Annotated in this window: 28 protein-coding genes; 16 read left to right on the top strand and 12 right to left on the bottom strand. The window is 65.0% G+C overall.

What is annotated here, in order from left to right; genetic code table 11:
• Positions 1 to 497 precede the first annotated feature (497 nt).
• The 8 genes from ACKODO_RS06345 to iolG all read right to left on the bottom strand — a co-directional run bounded on the left by ACKODO_RS06345 (position 498) and on the right by iolG (position 10,194).
• Positions 498 to 1,424 carry a DMT family transporter gene (locus ACKODO_RS06345; RefSeq protein ID WP_408982605.1) on the bottom strand — a complete coding sequence of 309 codons (927 nt, stop codon included), beginning with the start codon at positions 1,422 to 1,424 and terminating at the stop codon, positions 498 to 500.
• 111 nt (positions 1,425 to 1,535) lie between these two features.
• Entirely contained in the window at positions 1,536 to 2,957 is a 1,422-nt protein-coding gene (locus ACKODO_RS06350) for a protein adenylyltransferase SelO family protein (RefSeq protein ID WP_408982606.1), read from the bottom strand.
• Between the two features lie 4 nt (positions 2,958 to 2,961).
• Complete coding sequence (gene nadC / locus ACKODO_RS06355) at positions 2,962 to 3,819, bottom strand: carboxylating nicotinate-nucleotide diphosphorylase (protein WP_408982607.1); 858 nt, start codon at positions 3,817 to 3,819, stop codon at positions 2,962 to 2,964.
• Between the two features lie 57 nt (positions 3,820 to 3,876).
• Entirely contained in the window at positions 3,877 to 4,923 is a 1,047-nt protein-coding gene (locus ACKODO_RS06360; RefSeq protein WP_408982608.1) for an ABC transporter ATP-binding protein, read from the bottom strand.
• Between the two features lie 12 nt (positions 4,924 to 4,935).
• On the bottom strand, positions 4,936 to 7,068 hold the full coding sequence (locus ACKODO_RS06365; RefSeq protein ID WP_408982609.1) for an ABC transporter permease: 2,133 nt from the start codon (positions 7,066 to 7,068) through the stop codon (positions 4,936 to 4,938).
• A 142-nt stretch (positions 7,069 to 7,210) separates the two neighbouring features.
• Positions 7,211 to 8,251 (bottom strand): ABC transporter substrate-binding protein, encoded by a 1,041-nt coding sequence (locus ACKODO_RS06370; protein WP_408982610.1) that lies wholly within the window; start codon positions 8,249 to 8,251, stop codon positions 7,211 to 7,213.
• 147 nt (positions 8,252 to 8,398) lie between these two features.
• The gene (locus ACKODO_RS06375; RefSeq protein WP_408982611.1) at positions 8,399 to 9,190 is read right to left on the bottom strand and encodes an inositol monophosphatase family protein; all 792 of its coding nucleotides are present in this window, start codon (positions 9,188 to 9,190) and stop codon (positions 8,399 to 8,401) included.
• Positions 9,191 to 9,201: 11 nt separating this feature from the next.
• Positions 9,202 to 10,194 carry an inositol 2-dehydrogenase gene (gene iolG, locus ACKODO_RS06380; protein WP_408982612.1) on the bottom strand — a complete coding sequence of 331 codons (993 nt, stop codon included), beginning with the start codon at positions 10,192 to 10,194 and terminating at the stop codon, positions 9,202 to 9,204.
• A gap of 126 nt (positions 10,195 to 10,320) precedes the next feature.
• On the opposite strand from iolG, the gene ACKODO_RS06385 reads away from it, so the two are divergent.
• The 4 genes from ACKODO_RS06385 (at position 10,321) to ACKODO_RS06400 (ending at position 15,074) form a co-directional block, all read left to right on the top strand.
• Entirely contained in the window at positions 10,321 to 11,133 is an 813-nt protein-coding gene (locus tag ACKODO_RS06385) for an SDR family oxidoreductase (protein WP_408982613.1), read from the top strand.
• A 1-nt stretch (position 11,134) separates the two neighbouring features.
• A complete protein-coding gene (iolC, locus tag ACKODO_RS06390; protein WP_408982614.1) occupies positions 11,135 to 12,985 on the top strand; it encodes a 5-dehydro-2-deoxygluconokinase in 1,851 nt (616 codons plus the stop codon).
• 46 nt (positions 12,986 to 13,031) lie between these two features.
• Positions 13,032 to 13,163, top strand: coding sequence for a hypothetical protein (locus tag ACKODO_RS06395; protein ID WP_408982615.1), 132 nt, complete (start codon positions 13,032 to 13,034; stop codon positions 13,161 to 13,163).
• A 189-nt stretch (positions 13,164 to 13,352) separates the two neighbouring features.
• Positions 13,353 to 15,074, top strand: coding sequence for a hypothetical protein (locus ACKODO_RS06400; protein ID WP_408982616.1), 1,722 nt, complete (start codon positions 13,353 to 13,355; stop codon positions 15,072 to 15,074).
• A gap of 9 nt (positions 15,075 to 15,083) precedes the next feature.
• On the opposite strand, the gene ACKODO_RS06405 is transcribed toward ACKODO_RS06400, so the two are convergent.
• Positions 15,084 to 15,494 carry a DUF2177 family protein gene (locus ACKODO_RS06405; protein ID WP_408982617.1) on the bottom strand — a complete coding sequence of 137 codons (411 nt, stop codon included), beginning with the start codon at positions 15,492 to 15,494 and terminating at the stop codon, positions 15,084 to 15,086.
• Between the two features lie 185 nt (positions 15,495 to 15,679).
• Here ACKODO_RS06405 and ACKODO_RS06410 point away from each other — a divergent pair, with 185 nt between their 5' ends.
• The 9 genes from ACKODO_RS06410 (at position 15,680) to ureG (ending at position 22,047) form a co-directional block, all read left to right on the top strand.
• Complete coding sequence (locus ACKODO_RS06410; protein WP_408982618.1) at positions 15,680 to 16,582, top strand: urease accessory protein UreD; 903 nt, start codon at positions 15,680 to 15,682, stop codon at positions 16,580 to 16,582.
• Positions 16,579 to 16,881 carry an urease subunit gamma gene (locus ACKODO_RS06415; protein WP_408982619.1) on the top strand — a complete coding sequence of 101 codons (303 nt, stop codon included), beginning with the start codon at positions 16,579 to 16,581 and terminating at the stop codon, positions 16,879 to 16,881. Before ACKODO_RS06410 ends, ACKODO_RS06415 begins: the two co-directional genes overlap by 4 nt.
• A gap of 42 nt (positions 16,882 to 16,923) precedes the next feature.
• A complete protein-coding gene (locus tag ACKODO_RS06420) occupies positions 16,924 to 17,127 on the top strand; it encodes a hypothetical protein (protein ID WP_408982620.1) in 204 nt (67 codons plus the stop codon).
• A complete protein-coding gene (locus ACKODO_RS06425; RefSeq protein ID WP_408982621.1) occupies positions 17,114 to 17,419 on the top strand; it encodes an urease subunit beta in 306 nt (101 codons plus the stop codon). Before ACKODO_RS06420 ends, ACKODO_RS06425 begins: the two co-directional genes overlap by 14 nt.
• A gap of 1 nt (position 17,420) precedes the next feature.
• Complete coding sequence (ureC, locus tag ACKODO_RS06430; protein WP_408982622.1) at positions 17,421 to 19,133, top strand: urease subunit alpha; 1,713 nt, start codon at positions 17,421 to 17,423, stop codon at positions 19,131 to 19,133.
• 69 nt (positions 19,134 to 19,202) lie between these two features.
• Positions 19,203 to 20,051 (top strand): sulfite oxidase heme-binding subunit YedZ, encoded by an 849-nt coding sequence (locus ACKODO_RS06435; RefSeq protein ID WP_408982623.1) that lies wholly within the window; start codon positions 19,203 to 19,205, stop codon positions 20,049 to 20,051.
• A 29-nt stretch (positions 20,052 to 20,080) separates the two neighbouring features.
• Positions 20,081 to 20,755 carry an urease accessory protein UreE gene (locus ACKODO_RS06440; protein ID WP_408982624.1) on the top strand — a complete coding sequence of 225 codons (675 nt, stop codon included), beginning with the start codon at positions 20,081 to 20,083 and terminating at the stop codon, positions 20,753 to 20,755.
• A 6-nt stretch (positions 20,756 to 20,761) separates the two neighbouring features.
• On the top strand, positions 20,762 to 21,433 hold the full coding sequence (locus ACKODO_RS06445) for an urease accessory protein UreF (RefSeq protein WP_408982625.1): 672 nt from the start codon (positions 20,762 to 20,764) through the stop codon (positions 21,431 to 21,433).
• Positions 21,430 to 22,047: an urease accessory protein UreG gene (gene ureG, locus ACKODO_RS06450; protein WP_408982626.1), complete on the top strand. Its 618-nt coding sequence runs from the start codon at positions 21,430 to 21,432 to the stop codon at positions 22,045 to 22,047. Before ACKODO_RS06445 ends, ureG begins: the two co-directional genes overlap by 4 nt.
• Before the next feature lie 10 nt (positions 22,048 to 22,057).
• On the opposite strand, the gene ACKODO_RS06455 is transcribed toward ureG, so the two are convergent.
• Positions 22,058 to 22,435, bottom strand: coding sequence for a hypothetical protein (locus tag ACKODO_RS06455; protein WP_408982627.1), 378 nt, complete (start codon positions 22,433 to 22,435; stop codon positions 22,058 to 22,060).
• Positions 22,436 to 22,612: 177 nt separating this feature from the next.
• On the opposite strand from ACKODO_RS06455, the gene ACKODO_RS06460 reads away from it, so the two are divergent.
• Both ACKODO_RS06460 and ACKODO_RS06465 read left to right on the top strand, forming a co-directional pair.
• On the top strand, positions 22,613 to 23,740 hold the full coding sequence (locus tag ACKODO_RS06460) for a Ppx/GppA phosphatase family protein (protein WP_408982628.1): 1,128 nt from the start codon (positions 22,613 to 22,615) through the stop codon (positions 23,738 to 23,740).
• Between the two features lie 23 nt (positions 23,741 to 23,763).
• The gene (locus ACKODO_RS06465; RefSeq protein ID WP_408982629.1) at positions 23,764 to 24,537 is read left to right on the top strand and encodes an RlmE family RNA methyltransferase; all 774 of its coding nucleotides are present in this window, start codon (positions 23,764 to 23,766) and stop codon (positions 24,535 to 24,537) included.
• A 102-nt stretch (positions 24,538 to 24,639) separates the two neighbouring features.
• Here the strand turns inward: ACKODO_RS06465 and ACKODO_RS06470 are convergent, their stop codons facing one another.
• Positions 24,640 to 24,873, bottom strand: coding sequence for a hypothetical protein (locus ACKODO_RS06470; RefSeq protein ID WP_408982630.1), 234 nt, complete (start codon positions 24,871 to 24,873; stop codon positions 24,640 to 24,642).
• Between the two features lie 142 nt (positions 24,874 to 25,015).
• Entirely contained in the window at positions 25,016 to 25,375 is a 360-nt protein-coding gene (locus ACKODO_RS06475) for a hypothetical protein (protein WP_408982631.1), read from the bottom strand.
• Here ACKODO_RS06475 and ACKODO_RS06480 point away from each other — a divergent pair.
• Positions 25,374 to 26,047 (top strand): amidohydrolase family protein (locus ACKODO_RS06480; RefSeq protein ID WP_408982632.1); only part of this gene is annotated, 674 nt, incomplete at its 3' end. The genes ACKODO_RS06475 and ACKODO_RS06480 overlap by 2 nt on opposite strands.

The raw sequence follows: 26,047 nt of genomic DNA on the forward strand, positions 1-26,047 counted from the left end.
CCGGAACAGGGTTAGGCCTGCGACAGGGTTGGGAGAAGGTGCTGAAAAAGACTAGTCCAATACCCTGAATTACCTCCAGAATCATCCGGTCCTGTCATGCATCGTCCTGGTCTCCGGGCAGATCGGTTGCCCAGGCCATTCGTTCAATTTGAGCCGGTCGGCGATCGAGATGTCGCAGGAGCCTGATGTTCGGGGGCGGGCGGCAAGTGAAACCGCTCTCTCAAGAAGCCCGGGGATACAAACTTGTTTCATTCGCGATCAACTCGCGTCTAGGTTGGTGCCACACTGATCGTTATCGCGTCCCCGGCATGTCCTTTTTCACTGTTCTGCGCAATGCCACCAGCATCCGCGGCGGAATCATCCGCGCATCCGGCGCACCTTAGCGGAACGCCCCCTCAATGCCGGTCTCATCATCGGGCGGCAGGCTGGTCGCCGCCCCGTCGCATCCGTCAATTCGGCGTGGCTGGGGTCCTCGACCGGGGTGGGCCTTTGATCGGTCAGGATGCGTGATCGCCATTGCCGCGCGCTGCCCGTTCCCGTGCCTCGCGCGCCCGCACATGTTCGCGATGCGCCGTGTAGATTCCGCTCGCCACGATGAGAATCGCACCGGCGGCGATCCAGCGATCCGGCAGGCTACCGAAAACAAGGTAGCCGAGGATCGTTGCCCAGACGAGTTGTGCATAGGAGAAGGGCGCGAGGAACGAGGCACCCGCACGCTCATAGGCGAAAACCAGCATGGAATGGCCCACAATCGAGATGCCGCCGATCAGGCCCATCAGCAGCCATTCCTGCCCGGTCATGGGGCGCCAGAAGAAGGGAATCAGGACAGTGGCGCCTGCGAGCATCACAAGGCTCGTCCAGACGAGTGTCGTCGCGGCGCGGTCATGGGCGGAGACCGAGCGGGTCACCACCGCCGCGAAGGACCAGAGCAGGGCCGCGCCCAGCGGATAAAGGGCGGCCATCTGGAAGGCGCTGGTTCCGGGCCGGATGATCAGCAGCATGCCGGCAAAGCCCAGAAGCGTCGCGGCCCAGCGCCGCACGCCCACCTTTTCCTTCAGCATCAGCACCGAAAGGACCGTGATAAGCAGGGGCCAGACGAAGTTGATCGCGCTCGCATCCGCCAGCGGCAGATGCGAGAGCCCGGACACGAACAGGAAGGATGAACCGAGGATCGCGAAGCCGCGAAAGACCTGTGTCTTCGGATGATCGGTATGGAAAACCGCCGGTCCGATCTTCCACAGCGCATAAGGCACCGTGAAGGCCACGACGATCGCGCAACGCACAAACTGCATCTGCACGGGGTGGAGCGTGCTCACAGCGAGCTTGGCGATGGAATCGCCGGTCGCGAACATCACCGTCGTCAGCAGAAGCAGGAGAAGTGCGACCGGCTTGTTGTCGGCCGGCCGTTCGTGGGAGTCGGGCATCTCTGGGCGCGTCGCGTTCCGGCCCGGGTTTGCCGAGTCGGGCCTAAATTTGTTTTGCGATGGTTTGGCGCCCTGTGTCGATCGCGGTTTTGCGAAAAACCGTTCGGTCATTCATGCGGCGAGCGCATAGGCCTCGCGCATTGTCTCGATCTCCGTGAGCTTGGCGTAGAAGATGCTCCAGTCATCCCGCGCGGCGATCGGTTCCCAGAGCGCCTCGATATCGGGATAGAGCAGGGTGTGGGGGTTGGCGCGCTGGAAATAGGGATGCGCGAGATTGGCGCGTGGGCCGGGCTTGCGGAATTCCAGCATCGCCTTCACGGGCTCGAAGCTGGGATGGGTGTAGAAGCTCGCGCGTTCTCCCGCGAGCGCCTTCCAAAGCCGTGCCGGGCCGCCATAAAGGTCGAACATCGCGGCCTCGAAGGGAATGGCACTCTCCTTCAGGAACTGGAACAGCGCCTTCGAGAGGGCATCCGCCTCGGCGTCCGAGATCGGCGCGAGTCCGAGCCGGGCCGACAGGGCCTCGCGCATCGCGGGCCAGAAGAAATCGGGGTAATGCTCCAGCCGCTCCTGCAGCGGCTCCACCGGCGCGACGAGCAGCAGTGTCTCCGCCAGCCGCGCGCAGTTCCAGGCGATCGTATCCGCCTGCCGGCCGAAGGCGTAGAGCCCGGTCTGGTCGAAATAGGCCGCGGTGAAGCCGGGATCATAGACCGGCAGGAAGCGGTAGGGCCCGTAATCAAAGCTCTCGCCCGTCACGTTGATGTTGTCGGTGTTGAGCACACCATGCACGAAGCCCGCGGCCACCCATCGCGCGGCTGTCGCTGCGGTCTTCCTCATCACGCTTTCAAGGAAGGCCGTCGCCTCCTCGGCCGGATCGTCGCGCCGCGCCTCCGGCGCGTAATGCGTCACCGCATGGGCGAGCAGCCGCCCAAGCCCCTCCGCATCGTTCAGCGCGAGCAAGCGCTGGAACGAGCCGATCCGGATATGCGAATGCGAGAGCCGCACCAGCACGGATGATCGCGTGGGAGAGGGCTCGTCGCCCCGGTAGAGCTGCTCGCCGGTCTCGATCAGCGAGAAGCTTTTCGAGGTATCGACGCCCAGCGCCTCGAGCATGGCGGTCGCCAGCACCTCGCGCACGCCGCCCTTCAGGGTGAGGCGCCCGTCGCCACGCCGCGACCAGGGCGTCTGGCCCGAACCCTTCGTGCCGAGATCGAGCAGCCTTCCGCGATCATCCCGCATCTGCGCGAAGAGAAAGCCGCGCCCATCCCCGAGATCGGGATTGTAGGAGCGGAACTGATGCCCGTGGTAGCGAAGCGCCAAGGGTTCGGGCAGCGAGCCGGGCAGCGGCTCGAAGCGGGCGAAATGCGCGACCCATTCCGCATCCGAGAGATCACGCAGGCCCACGCGCCCGGCCTGGGCGTCGTTCCGGTAGCGGAGGATGGTTTTTGGAAAATCCGCGGGCTTGACCACGTCATAGAAGGCGTCGCCAAGCGCGAGATGCGTCGTTTCCGGGCGGAAGGCGGTGGAAGGGGGCATGGGCTCACAGATCGATATCAAGACCGATATCCAGCACCTTAACGGAATGCGTGAGCGCGCCGATGGAGATCATGTCGACGCCGCTTTCGGCGATCGCGCGCACGGTATCGAGCCGCACGCCGCCGGAGGCCTCGACCTTCATGCGGCCGGCGACGCGGGCCACGCCCTGGCGCAAGAGATCGGGGTGCATGTTGTCGAGCATCACGACATCCGCGAGGCCCGTGGCCAGCACCTCGTCGAGCTGATCCAGATTATCCACCTCGATCTCGATCTTGACGAGATGCCCCGCATGGGCGCGCGCGGCTTCGAGCGCGCTTTTCACGCCGCCGGCAACGGCGATGTGGTTGTCCTTGATCAGGATCGCATCATCAAGGCCGAAACGGTGGTTCATGCCACCACCACAGCGCACGGCGTATTTCTCGATTCCCCGCAGTCCCGGAGCGGTCTTGCGCGTGCAGACGATGGCCGCGCGCGTATGGCTCACCTCCCCGACATAGCGCGCGGTGGCGCTGGCGATGCCGGAGAGCCGGCCGAGAAAATTCAGCGCCACGCGCTCGCCCGAGAGGATGGTGCGGGCGGCGCCCGCCACCTCGGCGATGATCTCGCCCTTTTCGAGCCGCGATCCATCTGGCTTGAGGATCACCGTCAGGGTTCCCGGTCCGACGAGGCGGAACGCGGCCTCGATGAATTGCGTGCCAGCCACCACGCCAGGCTCGCGGGCGCGAAACACGGCCTTCGCTTCCAGGTTCGCGGGGATCGTCGCCTGCGAGGTGATGTCGCCCGCGCGTCCCAGATCCTCGATCAGCGCCATGCGCGCGAGATCATCGACCAGGAGGGGCGAAAGCGGCGCGGGCAGGGGCATGATCGTCTCCGGGCAAGGGCCCGAGAGGATTAGCGGCTTTCGCCTGCCAGGGAAACCTCAGACCGGCAGCACCATGGCCGCGCCGGGCTCGATCTCGAGCCGCACATGCGCGCCATTCGGCAGGATGGCCTCGCGCACGGGCCGCACGATCAGCATCTCGCCCCAGGGCGCATCGACGACATATTCGCGCGAGGGGCCGATATAGGCCTGCCGGCGGATTTTCAGCGGGCTCGCTGCATCCACCGCAAGGCTGGCGCGATCCGGCCGGAAGGCCAGCGTCTTCGCATTTTCGGGCACGCTCACCGCGCCGAGTTCCAGCTTGGTGCCCCCGGCGGTGAACGTGACCTTGCCCGCCTTCTCGCTGAAGGTGCCGTCGATCAGGTTCGCCTCGCCAATGAAATCCGCGAGGAAGCGGGTCTTCGGCCTCTCGTAAAGATCGGCCGGCGTGCCTTCCTGCGCGATCACGGCATTGTCCATCACGATCACCTTGTCGGAGACCGCGAGCGCCTCCTCCTGATCATGCGTGACATAGAGCACGGTGAGCCCAAGGCGCTGCTGCAGGTCACGAATGTCATCGCGCACCTTGCGGCGGAGCTTCGCATCGAGGTTCGAGAGGGGCTCGTCGAAAAGCAGCACGGAGGGTTCGAGCACGATGGCGCGCGCCACGGCGACGCGCTGCTGCTGGCCCCCCGAAAGTTCGGAGGGAAGGCGATTCTCGAAGCCCTTCAGGCCCACGAGGCCCAGCTTCTCGATGGCCATCGCCTCGGCATCCTTCCTGGAGGCGCCGGAGACGAGCGGGCCATACATCACGTTATCCAGCACATTCATGTGCGGAAACAGCGCGTAGGACTGGAAGACCATGGAGACATCGCGTTCGGCCGCGCCCAGCTGCGTCACGTTCTCGTTGCCGATCCGGATCGTGCCTTCGGAAGCGAGTTCGAGGCCTGCCACGAGGCGCAAAGTCGTCGTCTTGCCGCAGCCCGAGGGGCCGAGCAACGTGACCAGCTGGCCCGCCTCCACCTTGAAGGAGACGTCGCGCACGGCGGTGACCTGCCCGTAGCGCTTGAAAACATGGATGAACTCGACGCTTGCGGCTTTCGCCATCCTGAAAAACTCCTAGCGGCCGACCGAGACAGGCGCGGGCGCGTTGCCCGGAACCTGCCGGCGGCCGATCTTGCGTTCGCCGATGCCGATCTGGATCGCCAGAACAACGACCAGCATGAAAATGATGAGCAGCGAGGAATAGGCAATCGCCAGCGGGTATTCGCCGGCATCCACGCGGTTCACGATGTAAGCCGTCGCCATGTTGTATTTCGCGGTGACGAGAAACACGATCGCGCTGACCGAGGTCATGGCATGGACGAAGGAAAAGACCAGGGTGGCGATGATCGCGGGCTTCAGCAGCGGCAGGGTCACGCGGCGCACGGTCGTGCCGGTGGATGCGCCGAGAGTGGTCGAGGCTTCATCCAGCGATTTGTCGATCTGGCTCAGGGCTGCGATGCCGGCGCGCACGCCCACGGGCATGTTGCGGAACACGAAGCAGATGATGAGGATCAGCCCCGTTCCGGTCAGTTCCAGCGGGGCCACGTTGAAGGCCACGATATAGGCGACGCCGATCACGGTGCCCGGAATGGCGAAAGCCAGCATGGTGATGAATTCGAAGGTCCGCCTTCCAACGAAATCATGCCGAACCAGCACATAGGCCGTGAGAATGCCGATGATCGTCGTGAGCGGTGCTGCGATCGCGGAGACCTGCACGGTGGTGATGAAGCTGTCCCAGGCGGACCCCGCGAGAAACAGCCCGTGCTGCGTCCATTCGATGGCGAAGCCCGTGTGGAAATGCTCGAAGGTCGGCTGCATCGCGCCGCGGCCGATATCCTGCACGAAGCCACCGACCACGATGATTCCGTAGATGAGGATCGTGAGAATAACCCATGGAATAACAACGGAAAGCGTGCCGATGCGCACCGCTTTCGGAAGCGGCAGCGGCTGGCCGGGATCGCCCTTGCCGGTTACGGTCACGTAGCTCTTCTTGCCCAGCCAGGCGAGCTGCATCCAGAAGGCGGTGAGGGTGAGGGCGAGCAGGATCACCGCGAGGATCGCCGCGCGTCCCGGATCATGCTGCGCGCCGGCCACCGCGAAGAAGATCTTGGTCGAGAGCACCTCGAACGAGCCGCCGAGCACCAGCGGGTTGCCGAAATCCGCGAGGCTTTCCACGAAGCCGAGCAGGATCGAGGCGGCGATCGCGGGTCTCAGAAGCGGCCAGGTTACGGTGCGGAAGGTCACCCAGCGGGAGGCGCGAAGGGTCTGCGCGGCTTCCTCCAGCGAGGGCGAGATGCCCTGCAGGGCGCCGCGCAGGATCATGTAGGAGAGCGGCGTCTGCGACAGCACCTGCGCGATCAGCACGCCCGGCAGCCCATAGATCCAGCGCGAGCGCGGGATGTTGAGCCAGTTGTCCAGAAACGTCGTGATGATGCCGGTGCGGCCGAACAGCACCACGAGCGCCAAAGCGATCACGAAGGGCGGGGTGATGATCGGCAGCACCGAGAGCGCATCGAAGATGCGTGTATTCTTCAGCCCGCCCCGCTGCGCCAGAAGCGCGAAGGCAAGGCCGAGAAAGGTCGAGATCACGCCCGCGAGCACGCCGAGCAGCACGGTGTTCGGCACCACGCCGCAGGAGGCGCTGGAATAGAAACAGGCGAGAGCCCAGACATCCGGCGCCGTGAGCCGCGCCCAGAACAGCGTGAGATCGAGGTTTCCCGCCTTGTCGAGAAAGGCGCTGCCCAGCACTTTCGCCACCGGGAAGAACACGAAGGTCAGCACCAGTGCGAGGATGGTGACGGTCGTGGTCGCCACCCAGCGATCGGCCTTGAAAGCCCCGAGGCTCGCGAGCGCGCGGGTGCCCTGCAGCAGAAGCGCCGAGGCAATCAACCCCGCGCCGAGGCCGTGGGCCAGAAGCGGCCGGCCATCGATCAGATTTCCGTGGAAGCCGTAGAGGATCATCCAGAAAAGGCCGGAGCCGGCCAGAGCGAGCCGCAATCCGGCGGTTGTCACGCCCTGCCGCGCAAGGAAGGCGGCGGCAAGGCTTGCGATAACCGGAAGTAGGAAGGCCCAGCGGCCATCGAGCAGCCAGCCGAGGCCGGAGCGCAGATCGCCGACAAAGGCAAAGGGAAGCAGCAGAAACGCGATCGAAGCGACCCCGGCCGCGCCAAGATCCACGATCCCCCGATCCGCCCGTCTGCGTTGCATGCCGCTCCCCCGAGCCTGTTCTTTCAGGTGTCATTGCCGGCGCCGGCATGGGCCAGCGGACGGAAATCGGGTATTCCACCCACGATCCCGGATTCCCGCTCGCTGCTGCCGCAACGTCGGGAATGACAGAAGCGATGTCGCCTCAGCGGCGCGGCGCGTTGCGCACCTCGGCATCCCATTTCTGCAGGATGCGCGTGCGCTCGGCGGAGGAGCCATATTTCGCGAAGTTGTAATCGATCAGCTTGATTTCCGAGAGGTTCGGCGATTCCTTGGGCACTTCCGAGGCCTTGTTGGAGGGCACCTGGTAGCTCTTCGCAGACAGCGCGATCCTCTGGGCTTCAGGGGTCAGCGCGAAGTCGTAGAACTTCTTGGCGTTCTCCATGTTCTTGGCGCCCTTGATGATCGACATCGAGCCGATCTCGTAGCCCGTGCCTTCGCAAGGGGCGACGATCTGCACCGGCGCGCCGCTTACGGCCTGGGTCACGGCGTCATGCAGGAAGGTGATGCCGATCAGGCTTTCGCCGGTCGCGGCTGCGCGCGCCGGGGCGGCGCCCGACTTGGTATATTGGTTGATGTTCTTGTGCATGGCCTTCATCAGTTCGAAGGCCTTGTCCTCGCCGAAGAGCTGGATGAGCGTCGCCACCTTGGTATAGGCCGTGCCGGAGGAATTCGGGTCCGCGACCTGCACCTCGTCCTTGTATTCGGGCTTTGCAAGGTCCGCCCAGCATTTGGGTTCGGGCAGCTTCTTGCGGGCGATCTGCTCCTTGTTGAAGGAGAAGCCCAGCGCGCCGGCATAGATGCCGACGGTCTTGAAGCCGGATTGTTCGGCCTGCTTCACCGCCCAGGGCAGAAGCTCGCCGAGCTTCGCCGATTTATACGGCTCGGTGAGGTTCTCCTCGGCCGCCTGCAGATGCGGATCGCCCGTGCCGCCCCACCACACATCGCCGCGCGGATTGGCGGCTTCGGCCTTGATCTGGGCATAGGTCTCGCCGGACGACTTGCGGGTCATCGCGACCTTGATGCCCGTGGCGCGCTCGAAAGCCTGCGCCATCGGGCGGCACCATTCCTCCTGCACCGAGCAATAGAGCACCAGCTCACCTTGCGCGGCGGCGGGCGATGGGGCCAGACCGCCCATGGCGGTGGCAGCAAGAAGCGCAAGCGCGAAAGAACGGCGTGTCGCCATCGTGGTTCTCCTCCCCAGGATCCGGTGGCGGTTTGTAACCCGCTCCCCGTGTCACAGATGTGACATTTGCCAGCTAACTTATCGTCTTCCAGAATTCCGTCAATGGGTTTTGTAGCATTCCTACATTTCATGACGAATTCATACACATCAGGCCAGCGCGATCCCGCTTTCGCGCGAGACGATCTCGGCGATTCCCGGTGCCGCGACGAGAATGGGGTTGCCCTCCGTGATCCAGTTGCCAGAGCAGAATGCGTTGATGCGGCATCCCGCCTCGCCCGCGATCACGAGCCCGGCCGCGACATCCCATGAATTGATATGCGTCTCGATATAGCCATCCGTGCGCCCGTTCGCCGCATGGGCGACGCCCAGCGCGCCCGAGGCCGAACGCTTCACGCTGGAACCTTCCGCGAAGAGCCGCGTGACGATCCCCAGATATTCCTCGGTGGGCCGGCGGGTGGACCAGCCGCATTCGATGGTCGAGCGCCTCAGGTCGGTATTGGTCGAGCAGCGGATCGGCAAGCCGTTCAGCGTCGCGCCCCCACCCCGCCGCGCGAGCCACATCTCGCCCAGGGCCGGGGCATGGATCAGCCCCAGTTCGGGCCGGCCGTTCAGCACGAAGCCGATCGAAACGCACCATTGGCGGTCGCCGCGCGCGAAATTCGAGGTGCCGTCGATCGGATCGATGATCCAGAGCCGCTCGGATGCGCCGCCGCCCTGTTCCTCGCCCATCACCGCGTCTCCGGGAAAGGCTTCGGCGATCATCGCGCGGAATTCCCTCTCCACCGTGCCATCGGCGATGGTGAGCCAGTCCTGAAAGCCCTTCATCGAGATTTCGAGCGCATCGGTCCGTCCGAAATAGGAGAGGGCCGTTTCCCCGAGTTTCAGCGCCATGCCATGCGCGGCATGATAGCGGGCGGAGAGCATCGCGTTGTCGGTCATCGGATCGGCCATCAATAGACGGGGCGCACGGGCTTGCCGGTCTGCGCGGATTCGGTTGCGGCATCGGCGAGCACCTGGGCCTTCAGCCCGTCAACGCCCGAGGGCGATGGCTGAATCCCCTTCACCATGCAATCGAGAAAGGCCGCGAGTTCGGCGCGATAGGCGGCGGCGTAGCGATCGAGGAAGAAGGGCAGGACGGGATCGGCGCGAAAGCCCCGGGCATCGGCGGTCTCCACCGTGGTCAGCGGCACGTTCCGGGCCCGCACCATGCCCTTTTCGCCGTGGACCTCGAAGCGCTGGTCGTAGCCGTAGCTCGCGCGGCGGGAATTCGAGATCTGCGCGATCTTGCCGGATGCCGTTTTCAACAGGACGGCGGCGGTATCGACATCGCCCGCTTGCCCGATCGCCGGATCGACGAGGCAGGAGGCCACTGCATGCACCTCCACCGGGTCTTCGCCGAGAAGGAAGCGGGCCATGTCGAGGTCATGGATCATCATGTCGCGGAACAGCCCGCCCGAACGCCTCACATATTCCACCGGCGGCGGACCGGGATCGCGCGAGAGAATCGTGACCAGCTCGATCTTGCCGACATCACCGGCCACGAGGCGGCGCCTGGCTTCCGCGAAATTGGGGTCGAACCGGCGGTTGAAGCCGATCATCAGCGGCTTGCCCGAGGCTTCGACCGTCTTGAGGCAGGCCCGGATGCGATCGGAGGAGAGGTCCACCGGTTTTTCGCAGAAAACGGCCTTTCCGGCCTTCACCGCCTCCTCGATGAAATCGGCGTGGGTGTCGGTGGGCGAACAGATCATCACGCCGGCAATGGCCGGCTCCGACAGCATCGCCTCGCGGCTAGTGGCCTTGGTGCCGAGTTCGCTGGCAAGGCTCTCCGCCGCCGGGGCGAGCGCGTCGCTCACCGCCAGCAATCGGGCACCCTTCGAAGCCGCGACATTTCCCGCGTGGATGCGCCCGATGCGCCCCGCGCCGATGATACCCAGTCCGATCACGAAAATTTTTCCCGCAGGCTGACGATGTGTTTCGGTTTTTCCGGAAGACTAGAATTGGAACGGGACTCACGCAATGCTTGCGCGCCGATAATCTCAGCCGGCAAAAGGCGCGAATGGGGAAACACGATGGCTGCAGGCGCGGGTCGGCTTTCAGGCAGGATCGCAGTGGTGACGGGTGCGACGCAGGGACTGGGCGAAGCCATCGCCCGCGTCTTTGCGGCAGCGGGTGCCGCCGGGCTTTGCCTGACCGGGCGAAACGCCGCCCGTGGCGCGCGCATCCGGGATGAACTCGCCCGCCAGGGAACGGATTCGATCTTCGTGCAGGCTGATCTTTCGAGGATGGACGATGTCCGCTCGGTGATCGCGGCGGCGGATCACCGGTTCGGCCGGGTTGATGTGCTGGTGAACGCGGCGGGGCTGACCGATCGCGGCACCATCTTCGACACCACGCAGGAGCGGTTTGACGAACTCTTCGCGGTCAATGTTCGCGCGCCGTTCTTCCTCGCGCAGGATGCCGTGACGATCATGGCGCGCGAGAGGATCGCAGGCTCGATCATCAACATCCAGTCGATGTCCGCGCATGGCGGACAGCCCTTCCTCTCGGCCTATTCCTCCACGAAGGGCGCGCTGGCGACGCTGACGCGCAACCTCGCCCACGCCCTCGTGAAGCACCGGATTCGCGTCAACGGCCTCAATATCGGCTGGATGCACACGCCCGGCGAGGAGCGCGTGATGCGCCTCTACCATGGCGCGCAGGATGGCTGGCTGGAACAGGCGGTGAAGGATCGGCCCTTCGGTCGGCTCATCAGCCCCGAGGAGGTGGCGCGGGCCTGCCTCTATCTGGCGAGCGACGAATCCGGCCTGATGACCGGCTCGAATATCGATTTTGATCAAACCATTGTCGGGATCGGCGCCGATCCCCTCGAACCGGGGATTTAGGATGAAGGATCTCGATCTCGTTACCATCGGCCGCTCTTCGGTGGATCTCTATGGCCAGCAGATCGGCGGACGGCTGGAGGATATGGCGAGTTTCGTGAAGGCGGTCGGGGGCTGTCCGGCCAACATCGCCATCGGCGCGGCCCGTCTCGGTTTGAAAACTGCGCTGATCTCCCGCGTCGGTGACGAGGCGATGGGCCGGTTCATCCGCGAGCAGCTCCTGCGCGAGGGCGTCTCGGTCGACGGCCTTGCGACCGATCCGCATCGCCTGACCGCGCTCGTGCTGCTCGGCGTGCGCGACCAGGAAACCTTCCCTCTGATCTTCTACCGCACGGATTGCGCCGATGCCGCGCTCGACGAGAGCGATATCACCCGCGATCTCATCGCCCGCTCGCGTGCCGTGCTGGTCACCGGCACGCATTTCGCCAAGGCGAACAGCGATGCTGCGCAGAAGAAGGCCATTCGCCTCGCGCGGGAAACCGGCGCGAAAGTGATCCTCGACATCGATTACCGCCCCAATCTCTGGGGGCTGGCCGGGCATGGGGCAGGGGATAGACGTTACATCCCGTCCGATCAGGTCAGTGCCCATCTCGCGGGCATCCTGCCGGATTGCGATCTGATCGTCGGCACGGAGGAGGAACTCCACATCGCCGGCGGCACCACGGATACGATCGCGGCATTGAAGGCCATCCGCAAGCTCGCGCCCGGGGCGCTGATCGTGGCAAAGCGCGGCGCCGAGGGCTGCGCGGCTTTCCCCGAGGCCATCCCGCCGAGCCTCGACGAGGGCATTCGCGGGCCGGGCTTCCCGGTCGAGGTTTACAATGTGCTCGGCGCGGGCGATGCCTTCATGGCCGGTTTCCTCTCGGGCTGGCTGCGCGACGCGCCGCTCGAAACCTGCTGCACCTATGCGAATGCCTGCGGCGCCATGGCGGTTTCGCGCCTGCTGTGCTCGCCCGAATATCCCGGCATGAAGGAATTGATGCATTTCCTCGCGCATGGCTCAAGCCACCATGCCTTGCGTTTCGATGCCGTGCTCAATCACCTGCACCATGCCACGACACGTCGCCCCGTGCCGCGGAAGCTTGCGATCCTCTCGATTGATCACGGCTTCCAGGATTTCGAGCAATATGGCAAGGGCCGGCATGTTGATGCGGGGCGCGTCGCCTATTTCAAGACGCTGGCGGTGAAGGCGGCCGCGGAAGCCGGCGCGCAATTCAAGGAGCGAAACGGGCTCGGCGTCGGCATGTTCCTCGACGGCACGCTCGGCCGGGAAGCCTTGTTCCGAGCCGAGGATCACGATTTCTGGATCGCCCGGCAGTTGCCGCATGGCGAGCGCGTCCGCCTCACGGAATGGCCAATGCGGCAGGTCGCGAAGCTCATCGCCAATGGCCGTTCGGATGCGCGCACGCCCTACAGCCAGCATGTCTCCGAGATCCGGCAGGTCTTCGCGGCCGCGCAGGCCCTGGGCCGGGAAGTGCTGATCGAGGCGCTGCCACCCGAGGGGGAAACCACGGCGATGATGCTCGAGCGTCTCTATGGCGAGGGGCTGAAGGCCGATTACTGGCTCATCGAATTGCAGCACGATGCCGCTGCCTGGGCTGCCATCGATGCGGTGATCGGGGCGCAGGACCCGCTCTGCCGGGGCGTGATCGTGATTGCCCGCAACGCCCAATCCGGCCCGGACCTGAAGAAGGCGGGTCGCCAGCCGCGTGTGATGGGCTTCGTGGGCGGGCGCTCGGTCTTCGGCGTGGCCTTCCTGCTCTGGCTGGGCGGGGATATCGATGATGTCGCGGCCATTACCCTCATGAAGAAGCAGTTGCAGCATTTTGCGGCCGACTTCGCGGGTGAAGGCTGAATCTCCGGGCCAGGCCATGCCGCTTCCGGTGGCGCAGCCTCTTCTGATGCATCGACGCCAGATACCCTCGACATGCATCGAGAACGATGTTCCGTTCGGGTGCCGCTCGATGCGTGCCGCGGGCGAGGAGATGGGGCTCTCCTTCGTGGAGCGCGGCATCATCCTTGCGCGGCCGTGAGCGGATTCCGCGAGATTTCACCGGTTTTGGCTTAAAGGCTCCCTGTTCTCGACGATCTTGGTGAACCAGACGCTGCGAAACAGGCGCGTCATGGGCCGAGGTTTAGACCTTCCTTTGACCAGCCGGGCCTACACGATGCTCTCCCGCCAGAGTGAGGAGGCATCCATGCCGTGGGTTCGGATATCGTGTTTGCGGAAACGCCTGGCCGCGCTGGGCTGCATTCTCGTGGGCCTTCCGAGCCTTTACGGTTTCCCGCCCCTGATCGCGGCCGATGAGCCCGCGCTCACGCTCCGCATCGATCTCGGCGATCGGTCGCGCTGGCGGGTGGAATGGAGGCAGGCGCAGGATACAAGGCTTCAGCGCCGTGACTGGCCGGAAGAGCCGTTCCTGCGTGAAGGGCTCGCACGCCTCGAACGCTTCTGGCCGGAGGCACCGCGTCAAGCCGCGCTGGGAGCGCGGACAACCGATCAGCTGCATGATGGCGATGTCGCGCCGCGCCCATCCGCCCGGCAAGGCGCATTCTGGCTCAGCCCCTTGGCTGCCGGGCAGGGGCTCGACCAGACTTTCGCCTTTCCGCCCGAGATGGGCGGCGGCCAGGTGGTGATCGAGATTGTCGGCCATGCCGAAGGGATCGGCATCGAGTATAGTGGCCTGCGGCTGACTTCGCCGGTGATCCCCGGCCATGCGATCCGGCTCACGGGGCAGATCGCGACCACGCAGCACCGTTCGGGCGGAATGATCGGCGCCCTGCGTTTGCACCTTTCGAGCCATGCCAGCCCGGAGGCGCTGGCCGCGGCCATTCGCGCGCCATTCGATCTGCCGGGGCCGCCCATCACCGGGAAGCCCCCCATTCCCGATCGTGCGGAACTTGCGCGCCTCATGGCATCGCTGGGTGCGCACGGACTGACCGGTTCCGGTTTCGCCCGGCCAGCCCCGGGCGGGAATGGCCCTGCATGGTCGCCGGAAGAACAGCGCGCGCTTGCGCCGCTGGAGCGCGCGATGCTGCTGCAGGGTGAAATCCTGCGCCGGGGCTGGACCAGCCATCTGGTGCTGTCGAACCGTCGCTCTCTTCCCGCGCTGACCCTGCGGCCGGCCTTCCTGTTCGACACGGTGATGGTCGAGGTGCCGCAGGCTCGGCTACTGCTCGATCCCTCGCGCCAGCTGCTGCTCGATTCCGATGTGCCGCACCCGGATCTCGGCGGAAAACCCGCGCTGGTTCTTGCAGCATCCGGGCCGGAACTGCGCGCTTTCCGGATGCTCAGGCCCGCAGATCAGCATGTGGTCGTGCGGGCGGAACTCAGTCTCGATCATCACGGCACGATCAACGGCCATTCACGCACCGAAGTTCGAGGGGCGGCCCGCCCGATCCTCGCCAATCTCACGCAGCGGCTGGGTCAACAGAATGATGCGATGCAGGATCTGCTGCGACGCCAGGGCCTGGTCGGCACGGCCCGGCTTGGGCCCAGCGAGCAGGATGACAACAGCCTCAGCCAGCATCTTGAATTTTGGCTGGAGAACCGGATGCGCGGTTCGGTGCGGATGCCGATCCATGCCGGCGGCGGTCCGCGCCTCTACCGGGCGCCGCTTTCGCACCTTCTGCCCGCCCTTCAGGCCGGCAGCGAGGTCGCCGTCACCTGCCAGCCGATGCGGCTCGAACAGGATATCGTGATGCATCTGCCCGATCGGCGCAGTCTGCTCGATGTTCCGCCCGATCTCCATGTGGAAGCAGCGCATTCGCGCTACCTGGCGATCTATCGCCTTGAATCGACGCACCTATATATCCGTCGGCTCCTGGAACTCGATCCGCCTGGCGCATCGTGCCCGGCCGGACTGATCCGCGAGATGGCGCCCGTCCTGCGCGCGGCCGGGCTTGATTTCGATCGCCCGCTCAATCTGCGTCTTTCGCCGTGAGGCCGGGGCTCAATCGATCCAGCCCGCCAGGCGCCCCACGCCAAGGGAAGAGCCGGTCACGATCGCGGAGACGGTCGCGCCCCAGGCCATGTCCACGAGGGCGATGCGCGGGCCAAACCCCTTCAGGACCGCCCAGTTCGTAAGATCATAGGTGCCATAGGCGACCAGGCCGAAGAAAAAGCCCATCGCAATCGCCTTGCCGATCTGCCCGTTTTCGGCTCCGGGCAGGATGACGAAAACCATCATGCCCGCAAGATAGAGAATGTAGAACATTCCTGCGGCCATCAGGTCGGGCTGGGGTTTCAGCAGCGCCCCGATCTCCGCCTGATAGAATCCGCGCGCGATGACCAGCAGCCACAGCATGTCCAGGATGAGATACACAATGGCCGCGACGGCGAGCAGACCCAGCGTGATTTTCATGGCGACCCGGCTTTCGGAAAGAGTGAGCTTGATGCTCTCTTACGCATGGGGAGCCCGAAAGGTTTTGGTCGAACGCCTCGTTCGACCATTTTCCCTGGCCAGCTTTTTCCTCCTCAGGTTTTTCCTCCTCAGTTTTTTCCTGGCCCGCTGCGTGCATGGCAGGGAAGCAGTTCTGCGGGATATCCATGCTCCTTGATTTCACATCCCTTGCTGGCCCTGCACCATCCGGGGCCGCGGGCCATGATCTGCCCTCCTGCCTGCGTGTCGAGGCCCGCCTGAGCCTCGCGGTGGGGCTGGAAGCGGGGCGTCTCCGTGTCACGGACCGGCGCGAGGCCGGGGCCTTCCGCTTTCGGATGCCCCGCCGCACGCCCGATGCGATCGAGGCGCTGATGGTGAATGTAGCCGGTGGGCTCGCGGGCGGGGACCGGCTGAGCCTCATGGCGCGAGCGGGAGAGGGCGCCTCGCTTGTCATCGGGAGTGCCGCGGCGGAGCGCATCTATCGCTCGGGTGGCGACACCACGCGGATATCCATCGCGCTTGCGGTCGAGCCCAGCGCGCGGCTTGTCTGGGTTCCGGCTGAAACGGTGATCCATCGAGGGGCACGCCTCACGCGCGAATTCTCGCTCTCGGTCGCGCCGGATGCGCGGCTTCTCGCGGGCGAGATGGTGCAGTTGGGCCGCGTCGCGAGCGGGGAGCGCTTCACGGCGGGGACATGGCGGGACCTCTGGCGCGTGCGGATCGGGGAACGGCTGGTGCTTGCCGAGGCGTTCCATCTCGAAGGCGAGCAGGCGCAGGCCGTCGGAAATCCCGGCGGATTGGCGGGTCATGCCTTTCTCGGAACCTTGCTGCTGGCCATGCCGGGAGCGGGTGAGCGCCTGCCGGCCTTGCGCGCGGCGCTGATGGGCGAGCCCGGCGTTCATGCCGGTGCCACCAGCCATTCCGGCCTTGTTCTTGCTCGCTTCCTGTCATCCGATGACGTGGCCCTGCGGCGTGCCTTCCTGGCGGCGCTGAGGGTGTCTGCGGGCACCGATCTGCCGCTCTCGCGGCTGCTTCTGTTGCAAGAGACGTCGAACCGAGGCCTTTCATGAATCTCTCCCCGCGCGAAAAGGACAAGCTGATCGTCGCCATGGCTGCGATGGTTGCGCGCCGCAGGCTCGAACGCGGCGTGAAGCTCAACCACCCGGAGGCGGTCGCGCTCATCACCGATCACGTAGTGGAAGGCGCGCGCGATGGCCGATCCGTGGCCGAACTCATGGAATCCGCCGCGAAAATCCTGACGCGCGCGCAAGTCATGCCGGGCATCGCCGAGATGATCCACGATGTTCAGGTGGAAGCCACCTTCCCCGACGGCACGAAGCTCGTGACCGTGCACGAACCCATTCGCTGAAAAAGAGGCGCATCGATGAAAAAATATGCAGTTTGCCTTCTCATGATGCTCCCGACGGCGGCGCTGGCCCACGCGGGTGACCACGGCCACTTCGATCTCGCCGCGCTGATCGCGCATCTCTTCGAGCCGGATCACCTGTTCTTCGCGGCCGTGACGGTCTTCGCGAGCATTCTCGCCTATCGCGCCGGACGCCGCGCCGAGGCGCGGGCTCACCTGCGCAAGGATGCCGATCATGATCCCCGGTGAAATCATCACGCAACCCGGCGAGATCGAGATGAATGTGGGGCGCGCAACGCTCCGGCTAGCGGTGGCCAATACTGGCACGCGGCCCATTCAGGTGGGCTCGCACTACCATTTCTTCGAAACCAACGCAGCCCTGAAGTTCGACCGCGAGAAGGCCAGGGGCTTCCGGCTCGACATTCCCGCCGGCACCGCCGTGCGCTTCGAGCCCGGCCAGACCCGCGAGGTCATGCTGGTGGAGATCGCCGGGAAACGCGAGGTCTACGGCTTTCGCGGGCTGGTGATGGGGAAGGTGTGACATGGCGAAACTGCCCCGCTCGATCTATGCCGACATGTTCGGCCCCACCGTGGGCGACAAGGTCCGCCTTGCGGATACCGATCTTCTCATCGAGGTTGAAAAAGATTTCACAACCTACGGTGAAGAAGTGAAATTCGGCGGCGGCAAGGTGATCCGCGACGGCATGGGGCAATCGCAGCTCAGCCGCGCGCAGGGGGCGGTCGATACCGTGATCACCAATGCGCTGATCCTCGATCACTGGGGCATCGTGAAAGCCGATATCGGCCTCAAGGGCGGGCGGATTTACAAGATCGGCAAGGCCGGCAACCCGGATATCCAGCCGGGCGTCGATATCATCATCGGGCCCGGCACGGAGGTGATCGCGAGCGAGGGGAAGATCGTCACCGCCGGCGGATTCGATACGCATATCCATTTCATCTGCCCGCAGCAGATCGAGGATGCGCTGATGAGCGGCCTCACCTCGATGCTCGGCGGCGGCACCGGCCCGGCCCATGGCACGCTCGCCACAACCTGCACGCCCGGCCCCTGGCACATGGAGATGATGCTCCGCGCGGTGGATGGCGTGCCGATGAATATCGGCCTTGCCGGCAAGGGCAACGCGGCCTTGCCCGGCGCTCTCGTGGAGATGATCGAGGCAGGCGCCTGCGCGATGAAGCTCCACGAGGATTGGGGCACCACGCCCGCGGCGATCGACAATTGCCTGTCAGTCGCCGACGATCACGATGTTCAGGTGATGATCCACACCGATACGCTGAACGAGAGTGGCTATGTGGAAGATACGGTGGCGGCGTTCAAGGGCCGCACCATCCACGCCTTCCACACCGAAGGGGCGGGCGGCGGCCACGCGCCGGACATCATGAAGATCGCCGGCCTGCCGAATGTGCTGCCCTCATCGACCAACCCCACGCGGCCCTTCACGGTGAACACGATCGATGAGCATCTCGACATGCTCATGGTCTGCCACCATCTCGATCCGTCGATCGCGGAGGATCTCGCCTTCGCCGAAAGCCGCATCCGCAAGGAAACGATCGCGGCGGAGGATATTCTCCACGATCTCGGCGCGCTCTCGATGATGAGTTCCGACAGCCAGGCCATGGGCCGCGTCGGCGAGGTGATCACCCGGACATGGCAGACCGCGCACAAGATGAAGGCGCAGCGCGGTTCGCTGCCCGAGGATTTGGGCACGGGTGCGGATAATTTCCGCGCCAAGCGTTATGTGGCGAAATACACGATCAACCCGGCCATCGCGCATGGGGTGAGCCACATCATCGGTTCGGTGGAAGCGGGAAAGCTCGCCGATCTCGTGATCTGGAGCCCGGCCTTTTTCGGCGCGAAGCCCGATCTCGTGATCAAATCGGGCATGATCATCGCGGCCCCCATGGGCGACCCCAACGCCTCCATCCCCACGCCGCAGCCCGTGCATTACCGGCCGATGTTCGGCGCCTATGGGCAGGCGATGCAGGCGACGAGCGTGACCTTCGTATCGCAGGCGGCCATCGCCAATGGCCTCGGCGGGCGGCTGGGCTTGCGCAAGGAACTCGTGGCGGTGAAGAATGTGCGCGGCGGCATCGGCAAGAAGGACATGATCCATAACGGCGCGACGCCGAAGATCGAGATCGACCCCGAAACCTACCATGTGCGCGCGGATGGCGAATTGCTGGTCTGCGAGCCTGCATCGGTTTTGCCGCTGGCGCAGCGCTATTTCCTGTTCTGACCGGCGCATGGCTTCGCCTGAACAAAGCGTGACTTGTGCTTCGCGGGATGTCGCGCCATCTCTCGGCCCATGGATATCGCTTTTCCCTGGAATGACCGCCAAGGCCGTTTCGCACCTCTGAAGGCCTTGGCGCTCGCGGGCATCATCGCGCCGGGCCTGTGGATCGGCGGGCATGGGCTCAACGGCACGCTGGGCGCGAAGCCGCTGGAAGTCGCGTTGCATGAAACCGGCCTCTGGGCCGTGCGCCTGTTGCTGGTGACGTTGGCGATCACGCCTCTCCGGCTCATTACCGGCTGGGGAAAGCTCATGCAGTTGCGCCGCATGCTCGGCGTGGCGGCGCTCGCCTATACGCTCATCCACCTGTTCCTGTATGTAGTGCAGCAGCGCTACGACCTTGTTGTCGTGGTGCTGGAGATCATCAAGCGTTTCTATCTCACCATCGGCTTCGTTGCCCTCGCGGCGATGGTCGCCTTGGGTGTCACCTCGACGGATGGTTCCATCCGCCGGATGGGCGCGGAGAGCTGGAACAGGCTGCACCGGCTCATCTATCCGCTCACCGTGCTCGCGATTTTCCACGCCTTCCTGCAGGCGAAGATCAATGTGAGCGAGGAGGTGGTGCAGATCGGCGTGTTCGTCGTGCTCATGGCCGTGCGGTTTCTGCACAGGCGCCTTTGGCTCAACGCGTGGACGCTGCTCGCGCTGGCCCTGTTCGCGGTGCCAATCACGGCCGCGCTCGAAGCCCTGTGGTACGGCCTCGCTACGGGCGTGCCCTGGCGCCGCGTCCTGGACGCGAACCTCATGCCGGCCCTTGTGCCGCGCCCGGCTGTGGTGGTGGGCGCCATCGCGCTCGCCCTGCCGCTGCTGGCGATTTTCCGCGCACGGCCTTCCGCCGCCGGCACGCGGCGTGCTAGCCTTTGATGCCCGTATCAAGACCTTGGAGAGCCCTCATGATCCGCGCCACGGAAGTCATCGCCCGGGGAGATTGGCGCGGCGATCCCGCCGATACCGTGGTGCTCGATTTCGATGATCGCCATCGCCGCCGCTTCGCCATGGAAGGCGTGGGCGGCCTGAATTTTCTGCTCGATCTGCCGGAGGCGGTCGCCTTGCGCACGGGCGACGCGCTGAAGCTCGAGGATGGGCGCATGGTGGAAGTTGTGGGCGCGAGCGAGCCTCTGGCCGAGATCCGCGCGGAAAGCCCGGAGCATCTGCTGCGCCTTGCCTGGCATCTCGGCAACCGGCATCTCCCGGTTCAGGTCGCGGGGCAGAAGCTGCGCATCCGCCGCGACCACGTGATCGAGGCGATGGTGCAGGGCCTCGGCGGGCAGGTTAGGGCTGTCGAGGCCGCCTTCGATCCCGAGGGCGGGGCCTATGCCCAGGCAATGCAGGCGCATCATCATGGCCAAGATCATCATCATGATCACGGCCATCACCATGATCATGGCCACAAGCATGAGCATGGTCACAAGCATGACCATGGTCACTCCCACGCCCATGCTCATGACCATGCGCAGGACCATGCGCATGGCGAGGGCTGTGGCTGCGGCGATCACCATGATCATGACCATCACCATGATCACCATCACCATGATCATCATCGCGATCACGGCCACAAGCACCGCTGAGCCATGATGAGCCTCGAATTCCAGCGTCAGGCGTGGTTCTCGCCGGCCTTTCCGGTCGGTGGCTTTGCCTATTCGCATGGCATCGAGGCGGCAGCGGAGGAGGGGATCGTCACGAACGGCGCCGCCCTCGCGGGCTGGATCGGTGACATTCTCAGCCTGGGCACGGGCCGCAACGACGCGATCCTGCTCGGGGAAGCGTGGCGCCTCTCGGCCGACGGGGATGCGAGCGCCTTGCACGAACTTTCCGATCTTGCGCTGGCGCTGTCGCAGGCCGCCGAGCGGCGGCTCGAAAGCGCGCAGCAGGGCACGAGCTTCCTCGCTCTCGTGCGCCGGGCCTGGCCGCATGAGCGCCTCGCGATGCTCTGGCCTCAGGAGGGGCGGGAAATCGCTTTCCCGGTTGCGGTTGGCCTTGCCGGCGGCCTTCATGGCCAGCCGCTCGATGCACTGGCCGCGAGTTATGTGCAGGCCTTCGCGGGAAACCTGCTCGCGTCCGGCATTCGCCTCGCCATCATCGGGCAGGGCGAGGCGCAGCAGCGGCTCGCGGAGCTGCAGCCCCTTGTTCTCGAAGTGGCGCGGGCTTCCCTCCTGCCGCTTTCCGCGCTTGGCGGCTCGGCCCTGATGGCCGACCTCATGGCGCTTCGGCACGAAACCCTCGACGGGAGGCTTTTCCGCTCATGAATGGACCTCTTCGCATCGGCATTGGCGGCCCGGTCGGTTCGGGCAAGACGACCCTCACCGCCGCCCTCTGCCAGCGCCTGCGCGGTTCCTGCGATCTCGCGGTGATCACCAACGACATCTACACGAAAGAGGATGCCGAAATTCTCGCGCGGCTGCAGGCCCTGCCGCTGGAACGGATCATGGGCGTGGAAACAGGTGGCTGCCCGCATACGGCGATCCGCGAGGATTGCTCGCTGAACCTTCATGCCATCGCCGAGATGCGCAAGAAATTTCCGGCCCTGGAACTGATCCTCATCGAAAGCGGCGGCGACAACCTCGCCGCGACCTTCTCGCCGGATCTCGCGGATCTCACGCTTTACGTCATCGATGTCGCGCAGGGCGAGAAAATCCCGCGAAAAGGCGGGCCGGGCATCACGCGATCCGACCTGCTGGTCATCAACAAGACCGATCTCGCGCCGCATGTCGGGGCAGATCTCGCCGTGATGGCGAGGGATGCCGCGAACCAGCGGGGCCCGCGCCCGGTGGTCTTCACGAACCTGAAGACCGGCGAGGGCGTGGCCGAGATCATCGCCTTCCTGCAAAAGCGCGGGGGACTTTCGCTGAAGGCGGCCTGATTTCCTAACCTCAAGCCGGTTCGATCAGGCTCACCGTGAAAGTGTGCATCGCGCCGTCTTCATCGCGGATCGACACGTAATCGCCGATATTGAAGCTGTGGGCACCGAAGCGGAAGCCCGCCTCGTCGTCCTCGTCGCCGGCGATGTCGTAGGTGAAGGCCCAGCTGCCGCCCTTCGAACCACCGCGATGGACGAGGTGGCCGAGGTCGAATTCCTCATCCGCCCAGAAGCGGCGGATGGTGCAGGCTTGCTTCGCCTTTGCCCATTCCCCCGCCTCCAGATGCCCATTCCCGTCGAGCGGCGCGACCATCTCGTAGCCATGGGCGGCCGAGCCGTTCGGATACTCCTTGCTGCGGGCAAGGGTGAGCGTGATGCGCTGAAGCGGCATGGAAAACTCCTGAGGGGCAACCGGTGATCTGATCTTCAGAATTCCCTATTTGCGTATCCGGGTCCATGATCTTCATCAAGGCGGGCCGGCAAGGCGGCGAGCCTTGCCGTTTGCCGGAATGCTCGCCCTCGGCTATGTCCAGACAGAAAGCTTTTTTGGAATTTGCCGGAGCGGCATGTGGACGAGAACGGAGAAACGGGCGGAGGTGCCGCGGAGGCGCCTGCCGCAAGCGTGGCTGCGCCGCGACCGCTTTTGCGCTCGGGCGCGCGCCCGGGCGCTCAAGCCGTCCGGTTCGGCAGGCCCGGCGGTCGCGATCCGCGTTATGCTGCGCTCGATCTCGGCACCAACAATTGTCGCCTGCTCATCGCCCGGCCGGATGGCGACAGCTTCCGCGTGGTCGATGCCTTCTCGCGCATCGTGCGGTTGGGCGAGGGAATCGCGACCACCGGCAACCTCTCGGATGGCGCGATCGAGCGCACGCTCGAGGCGCTGGCCGTGTGCCGCCGGAAGATCGAGGAGCGTAACGTCTCCCGCGTCCGGCTGGTGACCACCGAAGCCTGCCGTGTTGCTCGGAATGGCGCGGCCTTTCTGGCGCGCGTGCGCCATGAACTCGGTCTCGAACTGGAACTGCTCGACCGCCGATCCGAGGCACTGCTCGCCGCGGCCGGATGTTCGGCTCTCGCGCACAAGCAGGCCGAGAGCGTCGTGCTCTTCGATATCGGCGGCGGCTCGACCGAACTGGTCTGGCTGGCAATGCGGGAGAAGGCCGTGGCACCCGGCGAACCGGGAATAGCCAGTCGCGTGCGTGCCTGGGCTTCGCTTCCGGTGGGCGTCGTGACCCTCGCCGAGCGCTATGGTGGCGTGGACGTGACGCGTGACACTTTCGAGGCCATGGTGGCGGAGACGCTTTCGGCGCTTGCCGATTTCGCGGAGGCTGCGCGGCCGGCCATCGCCTGCCCGGGATTTCATCTGCTGGGCACCTCCGGCACGGTCACCACGCTTGGTGGCCTGCATCTCGGGCTCGAGAAATATGATCGCCGCCGCGTGGATGGCTTGTGGATGCGCAAGGGGGAGGTGGATGCGGCGATCGAGAACCTCATCGACATGCCCTATTCCGCGCGGGCCGCGAATGGCTGCATCGGGCGTGACCGGGCCGATCTCGTCATTGCCGGGGCCGCGATCTTCGAGGCGATCCGCCGTGCCTTTCCCTCCGAGACCATGCGCATCGGCGATCGGGGCCTGCGCGAGGGCATGCTGATCGAGATGATGCGCGCCGATGGCATGCTGAACAGGCGCCGCCGATGACGGACAAGCCCAAAGATCCCCCGATGAAAAACCACACGCCCGGCAAGCAGAAGGGCAAGGCCAGGGTTTCGGGCCGCGAAATGGCGGTGCGCCTGCGCACAGCCGGCAAGCGCACCACGAGCCAGCAGAAATGGCTCGAGCGGCAATTGAACGACCCTTACGTCGCCAGGGCCAAGGCGGAGGGCTGGCGCAGCCGCGCGGCCTACAAGTTCAAGGAAATCGATGACAAGTATCACCTGCTGAAGCCGGGCATGCGCATCATCGACCTCGGCTGCGCGCCCGGAGGCTGGTGCCAGCTCGCGGCCGAGCGCGTGCGCGCGGCGGATCAGGGCACCTCCGGCCCGGCCGATGCGGGCGAAAAACTGCCCGGCGGTTTTTCGCGGCAAGCATCGGCCAAGGGAAAAGTGATCGGCGTCGATCTTCTCCCGGTTGATCCCATCCCCGGCGTGAAGCTGCTGGAGATGGATTTCATGAGCCCCGAAGCCGATGACCGCCTCAAGGCCGAGCTTGGCGGGCTGGCCGATGGCGTTCTCTCGGACATGGCGGCGAATACCACGGGGCACAAGAAGACCGATCACCTCCGCATCATCGGCCTTGCGGAAGCGGCGGTGGCCTTCGCCCGGGAAGTGCTGGCGCCCGGCGGCTTCTTCCTGTGCAAGCTCTTCCAGGGCGGGGATACGGCGAAGCTCGTGACCGAACTCAAGCGCGATTTCGCGACCGTGCGCCACGTGAAGCCGCAGGCGAGCCGCGCGGATTCAAGCGAGCTCTATGTGCTGGCGACGGGATTCCGGGGATAGAGCATTTTCCGATCCACTGGATACCGGTTGGTCGTAGAAAATCCGATTAAGCAAAGAGATAGAGCATCCGAGCTCATTCAATCAGATCGCAATCCGCTCCAGTCACTTTCCCAGGTTTTCGTCCATCCAAGCCTCGATGTCATCAAGGCTCGCGCAGAACGGGTAATCCTGGTCGCCGAAGACGATCTTCATCGTCTCGCCGTCGCGCAGCATGTAGCCGCCATGGGCCAGAACCCGCTTGTCCGGCTTCTGGCAGGTCATGATATGTAAATTGTAGCGGATGGCGAGGCGCTTCGCCCGCCGCTCGCGCGAGGCAATGGCTTCTTTCCGACTCATGCGAGCCTTACTCCCACTCGATGATTGACCGGCTCGACAACCGTCTTGCTGTGATCCCGATGCTCATCCGGCTGAAACCAGAATCCCTGGTTGAATTTTGCGCGGTTGCGCCGACGGCGCAACAGGGGATCCGCGTCGCGGTTCAAGGCGCAAAGCCGATCGCCCCTTGCGGTGAGCGGGGCGGCGAAGACCGCCGGGGGCTGCTGGCCGAGGGCGGAATGAGGCCGTATTGACTGATTATCCGGTTTGAGGAATTGATTCCATCAGTGGCGATAACGTTCCGGGTCCCCATCATGGCCAGTTGTTTGGTTGCGAGGTCCAGCATCGGATCCCGCTCGTGGCCGATGCGGATCTGCATGAATCCCTCATCACCAACGGGAAGCCGGAGGCCAGGAACGCTTTGACGGGTTCCGGCTTTGGTCTTAACCGGCATCAGGGTAATGCGCCTTTTCTCATCCCCGCCTTCCTTATTGCCCGCAACCAAGCCCGAGAGAACCGCCATGGCCGCAACGCTGATCACCAATGCCCGCATCGTCGATGGCACCGCCGATCGCCCGACCGATCTCGTGAATGTGCTGATCGAGGGCGGAATCATCCGCGAGGTTGGTGCAAAACTGCGATCGGAGAAGGCGCGGGTGATCGACCTGGCCCGGCGCACGCTCATGCCCGGCCTGATCGACGCCCATGTGCATGTGGTGGCCGTGAGCGCCAATCTCGGCACCAATGCCGAATTGCCGGATTCGCTCGTCACGGCGCGCTCGTTCAAGGTGATGAACGGCATGCTGATGCGCGGCTTCACCACCGTGCGCGATGTCGGCGGGGCCGATCACGGGCTGGAGGTCGCCGCGGAGGAAGGGCCCATCCCCGCGCCGCGCCTCGTGCGTTCGGGCAAGGCGCTGAGCCAGACCGGCGGGCATTGCGATTTCCGCGGCCGCTTCAACGATCGCCCCGCAATCCAGAGCGGTTTCCGCCTCGGCGCGCTGGGCCGGCTCTGCGATGGCGTGGCCGAGGTGCGAAAAGCGGCCCGCGAGGAAATCAAGCAGGGCGCGGCCTTCATCAAGATCATGGCGAATGGCGGCGTGGCCTCGCCGACGGATCCCATCCACTTCCTCGGTTTCGCGCGCGAGGAAATCCTCGCGGCGGTGGAGGAAGCGAAGAATGCAGGGACTTATGT

It is taken from the genome of Rhabdaerophilum sp. (genome assembly GCF_046092605.1).
Taxonomy (GTDB): Bacteria; Pseudomonadota; Alphaproteobacteria; order Rhizobiales; family Beijerinckiaceae; genus Rhabdaerophilum.

What these genes read in the sequence shown, in the direction of transcription:
- ACKODO_RS06345 (WP_408982605.1), bottom strand. Translation starts at nt 1,424, where the DNA reads ATGCCCGACTCCCACGAACGGCCGGCCGACAACAAGCCGGTCGCACTT.
- ACKODO_RS06350 (WP_408982606.1), bottom strand. Translation starts at nt 2,957, where the DNA reads ATGCCCCCTTCCACCGCCTTCCGCCCGGAAACGACGCATCTCGCGCTT.
- nadC (WP_408982607.1), bottom strand. Translation starts at nt 3,819, where the DNA reads ATGCCCCTGCCCGCGCCGCTTTCGCCCCTCCTGGTCGATGATCTCGCG.
- ACKODO_RS06360 (WP_408982608.1), bottom strand. Translation starts at nt 4,923, where the DNA reads ATGGCGAAAGCCGCAAGCGTCGAGTTCATCCATGTTTTCAAGCGCTAC.
- ACKODO_RS06365 (WP_408982609.1), bottom strand. Translation starts at nt 7,068, where the DNA reads ATGCAACGCAGACGGGCGGATCGGGGGATCGTGGATCTTGGCGCGGCC.
- ACKODO_RS06370 (WP_408982610.1), bottom strand. Translation starts at nt 8,251, where the DNA reads ATGGCGACACGCCGTTCTTTCGCGCTTGCGCTTCTTGCTGCCACCGCC.
- ACKODO_RS06375 (WP_408982611.1), bottom strand. Translation starts at nt 9,190, where the DNA reads ATGACCGACAACGCGATGCTCTCCGCCCGCTATCATGCCGCGCATGGC.
- ACKODO_RS06385 (WP_408982613.1), top strand. Translation starts at nt 10,321, where the DNA reads ATGGCTGCAGGCGCGGGTCGGCTTTCAGGCAGGATCGCAGTGGTGACG.
- iolC (WP_408982614.1), top strand. Translation starts at nt 11,135, where the DNA reads ATGAAGGATCTCGATCTCGTTACCATCGGCCGCTCTTCGGTGGATCTC.
- ACKODO_RS06395 (WP_408982615.1), top strand. Translation starts at nt 13,032, where the DNA reads ATGCATCGACGCCAGATACCCTCGACATGCATCGAGAACGATGTTCCG.
- ACKODO_RS06405 (WP_408982617.1), bottom strand. Translation starts at nt 15,494, where the DNA reads ATGAAAATCACGCTGGGTCTGCTCGCCGTCGCGGCCATTGTGTATCTC.
- ACKODO_RS06410 (WP_408982618.1), top strand. Translation starts at nt 15,680, where the DNA reads ATGCTCCTTGATTTCACATCCCTTGCTGGCCCTGCACCATCCGGGGCC.
- ACKODO_RS06415 (WP_408982619.1), top strand. Translation starts at nt 16,579, where the DNA reads ATGAATCTCTCCCCGCGCGAAAAGGACAAGCTGATCGTCGCCATGGCT.
- ACKODO_RS06420 (WP_408982620.1), top strand. Translation starts at nt 16,924, where the DNA reads ATGATGCTCCCGACGGCGGCGCTGGCCCACGCGGGTGACCACGGCCAC.
- ACKODO_RS06425 (WP_408982621.1), top strand. Translation starts at nt 17,114, where the DNA reads ATGATCCCCGGTGAAATCATCACGCAACCCGGCGAGATCGAGATGAAT.
- ureC (WP_408982622.1), top strand. Translation starts at nt 17,421, where the DNA reads ATGGCGAAACTGCCCCGCTCGATCTATGCCGACATGTTCGGCCCCACC.
- ACKODO_RS06435 (WP_408982623.1), top strand. Translation starts at nt 19,203, where the DNA reads ATGGATATCGCTTTTCCCTGGAATGACCGCCAAGGCCGTTTCGCACCT.
- ACKODO_RS06440 (WP_408982624.1), top strand. Translation starts at nt 20,081, where the DNA reads ATGATCCGCGCCACGGAAGTCATCGCCCGGGGAGATTGGCGCGGCGAT.
- ACKODO_RS06445 (WP_408982625.1), top strand. Translation starts at nt 20,762, where the DNA reads ATGAGCCTCGAATTCCAGCGTCAGGCGTGGTTCTCGCCGGCCTTTCCG.
- ureG (WP_408982626.1), top strand. Translation starts at nt 21,430, where the DNA reads ATGAATGGACCTCTTCGCATCGGCATTGGCGGCCCGGTCGGTTCGGGC.
- ACKODO_RS06455 (WP_408982627.1), bottom strand. Translation starts at nt 22,435, where the DNA reads ATGCCGCTTCAGCGCATCACGCTCACCCTTGCCCGCAGCAAGGAGTAT.
- ACKODO_RS06465 (WP_408982629.1), top strand. Translation starts at nt 23,764, where the DNA reads ATGAAAAACCACACGCCCGGCAAGCAGAAGGGCAAGGCCAGGGTTTCG.
- ACKODO_RS06470 (WP_408982630.1), bottom strand. Translation starts at nt 24,873, where the DNA reads ATGAGTCGGAAAGAAGCCATTGCCTCGCGCGAGCGGCGGGCGAAGCGC.
- ACKODO_RS06475 (WP_408982631.1), bottom strand. Translation starts at nt 25,375, where the DNA reads ATGGCGGTTCTCTCGGGCTTGGTTGCGGGCAATAAGGAAGGCGGGGAT.